Genomic DNA, 11,366 nt, shown 5'->3' on the forward strand with positions numbered 1-11,366 from the left:
GTAGAAGCCAGCTTAACTGCGAGACAGACACGTCGAGCAGGTACGAAAGTAGGTCATAGTGATCCGGTGGTTCTGAATGGAAGGGCCATCGCTCAACGGATAAAAGGTACTCCGGGGATAACAGGCTGATACCGCCCAAGAGTTCATATCGACGGCGGTGTTTGGCACCTCGATGTCGGCTCATCACATCCTGGGGCTGAAGTCGGTCCCAAGGGTATGGCTGTTCGCCATTTAAAGTGGTACGCGAGCTGGGTTTAGAACGTCGTGAGACAGTTCGGTCCCTATCTGCCGTGGGCGTTTGAGAATTGAGAGGGGTTGCTCCTAGTACGAGAGGACCGGAGTGAACGAACCGCTGGTGTTCGGGTTGTCATGCCAATGGCATTGCCCGGTAGCTACGTTCGGAACTGATAAGCGCTGAAAGCATCTAAGCGCGAAGCAGGCCTCGAGATGAGTTCTCACTAGACTTTTAAAGTCTCTGAAGGGCCGTTGAAGACTACAACGTTGATAGGCAAGATGTGGAAGTGGTGTGAGCCATTAAGCTAACTTGTACTAATTACCCGTGAGGCTTAACCATACAACGCCAAACGCGTTTTGTGTGATAGTTTAAGACAGAAGTTAATAACTAAAGTAGATATTACTTAGAAAGACTTAAAAAATATTATCAGATATTTTCCAAATTCAGTTAGTCGTAGGAATACGAATTAACGACCAAATTTGCTTGGTGACAATAGCGTTTTGGACCCACCTGACTCCATGCCGAACTCAGTAGTGAAACGAAACAGCGCCGATGATAGTGTAGCATTTGCTATGTGAAAGTAGGACATTACCAGGCTTCAAATTGTAGAAAGCCGCTTCAGAAATGAAGCGGCTTTTTTACGTCTGCAGGAAAGTGAAAATATTAGCCGTCAGCTATCAGCTGCACAGCGTCGTGGGTTGAGTATCTAGAACCCCACGGATAAAAGAACGCCACGACCAGTCTAGAGCTAAGTGCATCTCCATTAAAGTACATCAAGTGTATGAAAGTAGGTCATCCTACTGCGTAGCGCACAATGGCTCCAAATACAAAAAAGCCTGACTCTTTCGAGTCGGGCTTTTTTGTATCTGCAGGGAAGTGAAATAGCTAGAGGGTCTTAGGCTGTGAAAATTTCACCTCTAATTTAAATAAAGCGTCTAACCACTTCATTGTGCTCAAAGAGCATCCTTATAAAGGATATTGACTGACTTGTTACTTACTGTAACTATAAGCGTGTTTATTAGGTTGTAGTAAAGGAATAAGTTGTATGGCAACGGCGCAGATAGTGATCATTGAAGACGAAAAAGCAATTGCAGACACCTTGATTCATACGCTCGAGATGGATGGCTTTAGCGTCGTTTGGTTCGATACCGCAGGGGCTGGTCTTAGTTATATTAAAGCTACACAGATAGATTTACTGATTTTAGACGTTGGTTTACCTGATGCAAATGGTTTTGAGCTATGTAAGCAAGTTCGCGAATTTTCTTCTTTACCCATCATTTTCTTAACGGCACGCAACGATGAAATCGATCGCGTTGTTGGATTAGAGATTGGCGCAGACGACTATGTCACTAAACCCTTTAGCCCTCGAGAAATGCTTGCTCGCGTTAAACTTCGTTTAAAGCCATATGCTGTCAGAGAAACACAAATAAATACTTCTACTGAGCAATCAGGTCTGTACAGTAATAATTTTGATTACTACTTCAATAACACCCCGTTAAATTTAACGGCTTTAGAGTTTAAATTGCTTGATAAGCTAGTGTTATCCCCTAAGCAGGTATTCTCTCGAGAGCAACTGCTATCATCAGCACAACTATGCCAAGACAGTGTATATAGCCGCAATGTTGATAGTCATATCAAAGCCATTAGAAATAAATTACGCGCTGTATGTCATGAGCCCATGATTCATACTAAGCGAGGTTTTGGTTATTTTTATGAACCTATTTAAACGCTCCACGCATTCATTAGCTCGCTTGAAGCGTTGGCCTAAAATCCCGCTCGGGCTGAGATTGTTTTTGCTTTATTTTATCCTCGTGATACTAACGACTTACTTAGTTAGTTCAACGGTTATGCGCGAGATTAAGCCCACAGTTCGTCAGGTTACCGAGGAAACCTTGGTTGATATGGCTAATTTGCTTGCAGTGATGGCGCGAGATGATTTAGCTCGTGGTACGCTGTCACAGAGCCACTTTACTAATGTGGTTAACTCATATGGCAGCAGGCAACCAAATGCGAAAATCTGGGGGGTAAATAAACAAGGGACAAATCACCGTATATATATTACGGATGCTGCGGGAATCGTTGTTGTTGATTCTTGGCAGCAAGATATAGGAAAAGATTTTTCACAATGGAATGATGTTTATCTCACATTACGGGGAGAGTACGGTGCTCGCTCAACCGCAACTGCTCAAGATGACCCACTTTCAACCGTCATGCATGTTGCTGCGCCCATAATCGATAATGGTAATATTATTGGGTCAGTCACTGTGGCTAAGCCTAATCGCTCTGTACAACCTTTTATAAATATGTCTAAGTACCGTGTATTAAGTTGGTTAGTCGTGATGAGTATTTTGGCATTAATGGTTGGAGCATTGATTGCCTGGCGAATCAATGGTGCCTTGTATAAGCTGGCAAACTATGCGGATAAAATGGGGCGAGGTGAAAAAGCATCTAAACCAAGGTTTAGGGTTTTCTATGAATATAGCTTGTTAAGTGATGCGCTAGAAAAAATGCGCAATCAGTTAGATGGCAAACGTTACGTTGAGCATTATGTTCAAACACTAACTCATGAATTAAAAAGCCCTCTATCTGCAATTAAAGGTGCAAGCGAGATTTTACAGTCTCCCCTAAGTACAGATAAAAAACAGTTATTTGCAAATAATATTGAGTCTGAAACAGTGAGAATGCAGCAGCTAATAGATAAGCTGCTTACGCTTACCAAATTAGAGCAGCTTCCTGAACTTGAACAGCGAAAGAAGGTGTTTGTAAAACCTTTATTTGAAGCAATTAAAGATTCTTTTATTGCCAGAACCACAACGCAAAATGTACAAGTAGTAATTAGCTGCGACCCTAGCAGTGCGTGTTTAGGAGATGTATTTCTAATTCAACAAGCGCTATACAATATTTTTGATAACGCATTGGACTTTATCAACGAGGGGGGAGAGATTCACATTCAGGTAATACAAGAGCCATCCTATGTTCAAATCTATATTGATAACACGGGGCCTTGTATCCCTGATTATGCCCTTGAACGCATCACAGAACGGTTTTATTCACTACCTAGAGCCAATGGTAAAAAAAGCACTGGATTAGGACTAAACTTCGTTGAGCAGGTCGTTAAATTACATAAAGGGCAGCTCAACATAAAAAATACTAAAAATGGCGTCCGTGTTCATATAAATATGCCTACTCCATAAAAGCTCCATCTAAGCACCTCAGTAAATCCATATAGCTTCGGTACTCTATGATTATGTAATAGATGGAGTACATAACAGTGAAACAAAAAATAGAAACCAAACTGATCATAATAATAGGGCTTATCGTGTTGTTATTGATCCCTATCTTTATGATCCAAAACCTAATTGATGAGCGATCAGAATTACAGCAGCAAGTTCAGGTTGATATAGCTAAGAGTAGCAGTGATGAACAGCAGGTTATTGGCCCATTTATTCATGCTCAGTACCTAGAAACTGTTACGGTTGATGGTAAAACGAGCGAGCAATTGATGAATATGACGCTTTTACCTGAATCGCTCAATGTCAGTAGTAATCTAGCAACATTTGAAAAGTACCGTGGTATTTATAAAGCGTTGTTATATCGTTCACAGAACCAATTTGAAGGGCGGTTTAAAACGAGTGCATTAGCTGTCTTAGCGGACAAAAAGATAAAGCGCCTCAACCTTATTTTAGCCATTTCTGATATCCGAGGAATAGGGCAAGGATCACACATTAATGTTAACGAGCGAAGTTATGAATTACTCCCCGGTACCCAGCTAGATCAGTTACCACAAGGGATTCGTGTAGAGCTTGATTATGAAACCATTCGCAAAAGTGAGGTACTGCCGTATCAAATAGACTTAAATCTGCAGGGTATGCGTCAACTTTCATTTGCACCGGTTGGTAAAAACAGCTCATTGACAATGCAAGCCGATTGGCCACACCCAAGTTTTGTAGGGGATTACCTGCCTATCGAGTCATCAATTTCGGCACGGGACTTTTCTGCGAGTTGGCAAACCAATTACTTTGCGACCAATTTAAAAGAGCTATTTAACCAGTGTTTATTTCGTAATGAGTGCACCTTGTTCAAGCAACGTAACATGGGAGTTAATTTAGTCGATAGTGTTAATCACTACCTTAAAAATTATCGAGCAAGTAATTATGCCATCTTGGTTATTGTACTTATTTTTGCGAGTTTCTTTTTGCTCGAGGTACTGCGTGATGAGCCAATACACCCTGTACAGTATGGTTTTGTCGGGCTTGCTTTAGCGGTATTTTATTTACTACTGATTTCACTTAGTGAGCACTTAGGCTTTAATATTGCGTATTTATTATCGGCGCTTGCATCAGCAATTCTATTGAGTGTTTATGTTGCGGGTATGCTTAAAAATAGCAAACATGGAGGGCTATTCTTATGTGGAGTGTTATTTCTCTATAGTCTTTTATACGGATTACTCAGTGCAGAGGATTACGCATTATTAATGGGCAGTGTACTGGTGTTCGTGGTACTCAGTTTAATAATGATGTTGACGCGCAGAGTAAACTGGTACGGCAGGCACGCGCAAGACGATGAAACAAACTAAAACCACCTAATTGAAAGGGGCTGACAGCTTTGCCAGCCCCCTTTCACTTAGCTATTAGATAAAAACACCGTTAACTTCTCACCTATTTGCAAACGATCTCGCGACAGGTTATTCCATTGTTTTAGCGTGTTAAATATCCTTGAGCTTTATCGCCGGATTGCCAGCAACCACAGTGTTTGATGCAATGCTTTTTGTTACTACCGATCCCGCACCAATAACACTATTATCGCCAATAGATACGCCTGCTAAAATAATTGCACCTGCACCAATCCATACGTTGTTGCCTATTATAATCGGTGCTGCAAAGTTTTCTTTATTAAGTCGCTGTGTAGGGTTAACAGCATGGGATACTGCTAACAACTGCACGTTAGGACCAATTAAACAGTCATCACCAATTGTTATTGAAGCTTCACTAATTGGGGCATCTAATACAGTACAGTTAATATTTATGAAGCTACGATCACCAATAGTTATTTGATTACCATAATCGCAATGAAAACCTGATTCTATAATTACCCCTTCACCGCATTGAGCGAAGAGCTCTTTAATGCGTTTTAAATTGCCTTTACTCGGGCTTTTATTAAAGAGTCGGCATATTTCGCCAGTTTGCTTTCGTAGCGCTAATAGCGTTTTATCTAAGCTGTTAAATGACTGCATTAAGGCTTCTTTGATTGATTAACTGATCCTAGCGCTATTTTACCTTTATTATTCCTTGTTGAAAGCTGCTTTATTTTTGCTCGTTCACTTGCCATTTAACTAGTTTCGTTTAGAATTACATATCTTTCGAAACGAAACTTAATCTACGAGCTTTATGACTAAACGAAACACACAGCAACGCCGCCATTTAATACTTACTCAGGTAAATGAGCTAGGTGAAGTGGCTGTTGAAAAGCTCGCTGAGCAGTTTCAAACATCTGAAGTAACCATTCGTAAAGATTTAACGGCGCTTGAAAAAAGTGGCTTATTACTGCGCCGTTACGGCGGTGCTATTGCACTGCCTAAAGAAATCGTCACCAACGAAATAGACTCTAAGCGAAAAGTAGCAATAGCTAAGGCTGCTGCTGCACTTATAAAAGATCATAACCGCATTATTATTGATAGCGGGCGCACTACGGCCGCTATGATCCCAGAGCTTGCAAATAAGCGCGGGTTAGTTGTAATGACTAATGCGATTAAAGTCGCGAGCCGTTTACTTTCACTTGAAAACGAGCCAACACTTTTAATGACCGGCGGTACGTGGGATCCGCATTCTGAGTCGTTTCAGGGGCAAGTTGCCGAAAACGTATTATGCTCTTATGACTTTGATCAGCTATTTATTGGTGCTGACGGCATAGATGTAAAACGCGGTACTACTACCTTTAATGAGTTAGTTGGCTTAAGCCAATTAATGGCAAAGGCCGCCCGTGAAGTAATAGTAATGGTTGAATCAGATAAGATTGGCCGAAAAATACCAAATTTAGAATTACCGTGGAAAATAGTAACCACTTTAATAACCGATACTGGCTTAGCAGATGATAAACGCAAAGCGATTGAGGCGTGTGGTGTAAAACTAATTTGTGCAGAGATTATTGATTAGTAACTACAAAGTGAGTTACTAGAATTAAAAAATTAATGGAGACACTATGTGTGGAATAGTTGGGGCAGTTGCAGAACGTCCAGTAAACAAAATTTTAGTTGAAGGCCTTAAACGTCTTGAATACCGTGGTTACGACTCTGCCGGTGTAGCACTTTTAGAAGGCTCTACACTAAATACTGTAAAAGCAGTCGGTAAAGTAGTAAATGTAGAAGCCGCACTTGAGAAAGCAGGCGTTAGCGGCCATACAGGTATTGCACACACACGCTGGGCAACACACGGTAGCGTTACTGAAGAAAACGCTCACCCGCACGTATCAAACAACCAGCTAGCACTTGTGCATAACGGTATTATTGAAAACCACGCAAGCCTACGCGCATCGCTTAAAGAAGAAGGCTACGAGTTCTTATCTGAAACCGATACCGAAGTAATGGTGCACTTAATTCATAAGCTTCGTAAGCAACACACTACGTTACTTGCATCTGTTCAAGCAGCGGTTAAGCAATTTGAAGGTGCGTTTGGTACAGTTGTATTTGATAAAGCAAACGACAACGAAATCATCGTAGCGCGCTCAGGTAGCCCACTGGTTATAGGTTTAGGCCTTGGCGAAAACTTTATTGCCTCTGATCAGCTAGCACTATTACCTGTTACACGTAGCTTTATATTTTTAGAAGAAGGTGACGTAGCCCGGATTACACGTGACACTGTTGAAATTTTTGATGAAAATGGCGACGCTGTAGAGCGTGAAGTGATTGAATCAAATATCACGCAAGACGCTTCAGGCAAAGGCGATTACCGTCACTACATGCTAAAAGAAATTTACGAGCAGCCACTTGCAGTACGTAATACGCTTGAAGGGCGTTTAAACGACGACCGCGTAGCAATTGATGCCTTTGGCGACAGCGCTCAGCAAATATTTAAAGATGTAAAACATGTACAGATTATTGCCTGTGGTACGTCATACCATTCAGGTATGGTTGCCCGTTACTGGCTTGAGCAATTTGCAGGCGTTAGCTGTAATGTTGAGATTGCCTCTGAGTTCCGTTACCGCCAATCGTATGTACACGAAAATAGCCTACTTGTGACTATTTCACAATCGGGTGAAACAGCGGATACGCTAGCTGCATTACGCTTAGCTAAAGAGCAAGGTTACATGGCCTCAATGACCATTTGTAACGTACCGGGTTCATCGCTTGTGCGCGAATCAGACCTTGCCTTTATGACTAAAGCCGGCGCTGAAATTGGCGTTGCTTCTACTAAAGCGTTTACTACGCAATTAGTTGGTTTGTTAATGCTTACTGCGTCTATAGCGCAAGAAAAACAGCTTGATCAAAGTGCCATTGTAAATGCTATAAAAGTACTACCCGCTAAGCTTGAAGAAACTTTACTACTAGCTGATGGCATTGCAGACCTTGCAGAAGAGTTTGCCGACAAGCACCACTCACTGTTTTTAGGTCGCGGTTCACAATACCCAATCGCGATGGAAGGTGCGCTTAAGCTTAAAGAAATTTCGTACATTCACGCAGAAGCTTATGCAGCGGGCGAGCTAAAACATGGGCCACTTGCACTTATTGATGCCGACATGCCAATTATTGTTGTAGCGCCAAACAATGAGCTATTAGAAAAGCTTAAATCAAACGTAGAAGAAGTACGCGCACGTGGCGGCATTATTTACGTATTCGCAGATAAAGATTCACACTTTGAGTCAGACGACACAATGCGTGTAATCAACGTAAACCACACTGACGACATTATTGCGCCAATTGTTTACACGCTGCCATTACAGTTACTGTCGTACTACGTAGCGGTAATTAAAGGTACCGACGTTGACCAACCTCGTAACTTAGCTAAATCGGTTACTGTTGAGTAAAATCATAAGGTTATAGGTTTTTATTAATGTTAAAAAGCGCTTAAGGCGCTTTTTTTGTGCCTAAAAGTCTGTTAGCTTAAGTAACTTATTATTCTCTAAGGGATTAGTCATGCGTTTATTTGCAGTCATTTGTTTTGTTAGCTGTTTTGCTTTTAGTTCACAAAGTGCCTTTGCACAATCTAACGCTAAACAACAAGTAGCTGATTATTCTCAGCACACACATACTTTTAAATCGGCTGTTTTAAACGAAGAACGCACAGTTGTCGTTAAGTTACCTAAGAGCTATCAATCTGAGCCAAACAAGGTATATCCTGTTATTTATCGCTTAGATGGCGCGGGTAATATACCGCTTGCCAGCGCTGTTATTGAGCGTTTACAAAATGATAATCGTGCGCCAGAGGTTATTATTGTCGCTATTGAAAACACCAATCGCTTAAGAGATTTATACCCCACAATTAATAAAGAGCCACAAGGCCCGGTAGGTGAAGGCGGTGGCGCAGCAACGTTTTTAGCATTTATAGAGCAAGAGCTTATACCCTTGATTAATAAAAGTTATCGTACGCACAATTATAAAGTGATTGCTGGCGCATCTGCTGGAGGTGTATTTGCGCTATATGCGTTGCAGGCAAAGCCCGAACTATTTCAAGCGCATATTGCTTACAGCCCTGCCGTTTGGTGGAACTATGGCGCATCTGTAAAGGCGACTAAGTCGTTCATCAATAAATCAAAAGACCTGAATAACTACGTTTATATCAATATAGGCGAAGAAGCTGGCATGATGCGTGAAAGGTACGATGAATTACAGCAATCACTGCAATCACATAAAGTGCGAGGGTTGCGCTTCTATAGTGATTCGTTTGATGGCATCTCGCACGGTTTAACCTCTGCTGCAGGTATATTTAATGCTTATTACAACTTATTTTTACCTAAACAAATGCCTATAAGTGCTTTAACTGACGATGTAGCCTCTATTGATGCTTATTATCAAACATTATCTCAACAATGGGGCGAGCAGATTGCGCCACCGGATCGCGCTGTTAGATCACTCGGTTATAACTTAACGGGTAGCAAGCAGTTTACCCGTGCTATTGAAGTGTTTAAATACAATATAAAAAACCACCCAAAATCAGTCGATGCGCTTTCGGCATTGTCCTACGGTTATGAAATGCAAGGGGATACTCGCCAAGCGCTTGAGCAGATGGAGTCTGCTTTAGCAATTGCAGACGACTCATATCCTTATATAAATTACTTAAAAGAAACAAAAGCTAGGTTACAAGCAGAGCTGAGCAATAACTAATAATATTGCCAACTTAGTTGTTGGCTTTTTATTCAATCAACATTATTACGTTACTTGCTAAGGTTTTATAAATAATTAGGTCAGTTGCAATTTAAAGTTTATATCAGTTTTGTTTGAATCATTTATATCTTTATATAAACAACTGCTTATGGTTTTCACGTGATGATTTTTGTCGTGTTTTTTATTTTTTCAGTGCCGTATTATTTTTAGGCAGAGGTGGTTTGGGTTATACTAAAACAAATCATTACGTAGGAGAATTAGCCATGACTGCCACTGACCGTATTTATCAAAAAATAAAGCGTTCTCGCCGCTATGTGTTTGAACGTAAAGATTTCGATAATTATGCAAGCTACGATCAGGTTGGTCGTGTGTTAAAGCAATTAGTCGATAAAGGCATACTGATGAAAATTGGCTATGGCTTATATACTAAAGCAGCGATTAACAGCCTTACTAATAAGCCGATGCCAACAAACCCTGGCGGCACTGACGCAATAATGCGTGAAATTTTAAAACTGCGCGGTGTAGACTTTGAGATGGACGCGATGTCACTTAGGAGTATTAACGGTAAATCTACCCAAATACCAGCGTCTATTAAGTACAACTGGGATTCTAAGCAATTCAATCGGAATCTTAAAGTTGGTAATAGAGTGTTGAGTTATCGCAGATGAGTATACCCAAACTGAAAAAACAGTTTCTTGAGGTATCTGATGCGTTGGATTTAGGTAATCCATCAATTCCAGAAAAAGACTATTGGGTCGTGTCTCTTCTTGCAATGTTGGAAGGTGTAAAAAGTGAAAGCCATCAACTGGTTTTTTCTGGCGGAACTGCATTGGCTAAATCCAATATTAAAATCCTGCGAATGTCTGAAGACGTCGACATAAAATTGATTCCTACTAATGAGTTTATCAAAAAGGGTAAGGGAGCAAAGAAAAAAGCTCGCAAAGCGCTAATTGAACATATCATAATGAAGTTGGTTGATCATCCTTATCTTTATTACGCTGATAAAACGGTTAATGATGAGTATCGCTACGTCGAAATAGAAATAAAATACCCACAGCAATATCTCCAAGCACCTTGTCTACGCCCGTATATAAAATTAGAGTTTATTGAGACTATTGAACTGCATGGGACTGAACTTCGCGCTATTTCATCGCTGGTGGCTCAGAGCTACAAGCAACCTGCCGAAGTGAAGGCTATGTTGTGTGTATCGATTGATTCTACGCTGGTTGAAAAAGTACTTTCTATGTTACGCCGTACTATGTCTGTTAAGCGTAATCCAAATCGAAAGGATGATGATACACTGGTCCGTCACATCTATGATGTTCATTGTATTTTTATTAATCATAAGGTTGATATGGATGTGTTATGCCCTATGTTTGATTCTGTTTTGAAGGAAGATAGACTTCGATTTGGCAATCAACATCAGGAGTTTGTTGACGATCCCCTTATTGAGCTAAAGCTGGGATTGGAGGAGCTTCAAAATAATGAGAAGTTTCGTGAGCGTTTTAATGCGTTTGTTGCGCCAATGGTATACAGCCAAAATCCTCATGACTTTGATACTTGCATTGCCTCATTTAAAGTAATTTCAGAGCAGCTTATTGGGTAACATTTAATTCATTCATTTAAGTACTTTGAATAAAAGGATTATTCTAAACACAATTATAAAAGCGCGGGATAAACCCGAGCCTACAAATATCACAAAGCTGCTCGTAACTTGACGCGAATCGCGCAGCTGTTAACTATAAAAACATTTAAATCACTAATCCCTACTTAATAAGCGCTAAATACGCTAAAATTACAGGCTACTTTTTTAGC

General features: G+C 40.7%; 9 protein-coding genes and 2 rRNA genes. 10 read left to right on the top strand and 1 reads right to left on the bottom strand.

Features of this window, described 5'->3' with window-relative positions; all coding sequences use genetic code 11:
• The 5 genes from ATS76_RS04125 to creD all read left to right on the top strand — a co-directional run.
• Window positions 1-574: ribosomal RNA gene (locus ATS76_RS04125) — 23S ribosomal RNA — on the top strand; the annotation flags it as partial.
• A 143-nt stretch (window positions 575-717) separates the two neighbouring features.
• Window positions 718-832 (top strand): 5S ribosomal RNA (gene rrf, locus ATS76_RS04130).
• Window positions 833-1,280: 448 nt separating this feature from the next.
• Entirely contained in the window at window positions 1,281-1,961 is a 681-nt protein-coding gene (locus ATS76_RS04135) for a response regulator (protein WP_010392155.1), read from the top strand.
• Window positions 1,948-3,429: a two-component system sensor histidine kinase CreC gene (creC, locus tag ATS76_RS04140; protein WP_201023488.1), complete on the top strand. Its 1,482-nt coding sequence runs from the start codon at window positions 1,948-1,950 to the stop codon at window positions 3,427-3,429. Before ATS76_RS04135 ends, creC begins: the two co-directional genes overlap by 14 nt.
• Before the next feature lie 77 nt (window positions 3,430-3,506).
• Window positions 3,507-4,811, top strand: a complete 1,305-nt coding sequence (gene creD / locus ATS76_RS04145; RefSeq protein WP_082664321.1) for a cell envelope integrity protein CreD — start codon at window positions 3,507-3,509, stop codon at window positions 4,809-4,811.
• Window positions 4,812-4,940: 129 nt separating this feature from the next.
• Here the strand turns inward: creD and ATS76_RS04150 are convergent, their stop codons facing one another.
• Window positions 4,941-5,468 (bottom strand): sugar O-acetyltransferase, encoded by a 528-nt coding sequence (locus ATS76_RS04150; RefSeq protein ID WP_058551169.1) that lies wholly within the window; start codon window positions 5,466-5,468, stop codon window positions 4,941-4,943.
• A 154-nt stretch (window positions 5,469-5,622) separates the two neighbouring features.
• Here ATS76_RS04150 and ATS76_RS04155 point away from each other — a divergent pair, with 154 nt between their 5' ends.
• The 5 genes from ATS76_RS04155 (at window position 5,623) to ATS76_RS04175 (ending at window position 11,157) form a co-directional block, all read left to right on the top strand.
• On the top strand, window positions 5,623-6,387 hold the full coding sequence (locus ATS76_RS04155) for a DeoR/GlpR family DNA-binding transcription regulator (RefSeq protein WP_058551170.1): 765 nt from the start codon (window positions 5,623-5,625) through the stop codon (window positions 6,385-6,387).
• Window positions 6,388-6,433: 46 nt separating this feature from the next.
• Window positions 6,434-8,254: a glutamine--fructose-6-phosphate transaminase (isomerizing) gene (glmS, locus tag ATS76_RS04160; RefSeq protein WP_010557868.1), complete on the top strand. Its 1,821-nt coding sequence runs from the start codon at window positions 6,434-6,436 to the stop codon at window positions 8,252-8,254.
• A 109-nt stretch (window positions 8,255-8,363) separates the two neighbouring features.
• Entirely contained in the window at window positions 8,364-9,551 is a 1,188-nt protein-coding gene (locus tag ATS76_RS04165; RefSeq protein WP_058551171.1) for an alpha/beta hydrolase-fold protein, read from the top strand.
• A 263-nt stretch (window positions 9,552-9,814) separates the two neighbouring features.
• A complete protein-coding gene (locus ATS76_RS04170) occupies window positions 9,815-10,219 on the top strand; it encodes a DUF6088 family protein (RefSeq protein ID WP_058551254.1) in 405 nt (134 codons plus the stop codon).
• On the top strand, window positions 10,216-11,157 hold the full coding sequence (locus ATS76_RS04175) for a nucleotidyl transferase AbiEii/AbiGii toxin family protein (RefSeq protein ID WP_082664319.1): 942 nt from the start codon (window positions 10,216-10,218) through the stop codon (window positions 11,155-11,157). Before ATS76_RS04170 ends, ATS76_RS04175 begins: the two co-directional genes overlap by 4 nt.
• Window positions 11,158-11,366: the final 209 nt, after the last annotated feature.

This window comes from Pseudoalteromonas sp. 10-33 (assembly GCF_001469195.1).
Classification (GTDB): domain Bacteria; phylum Pseudomonadota; class Gammaproteobacteria; order Enterobacterales; family Alteromonadaceae; genus Pseudoalteromonas.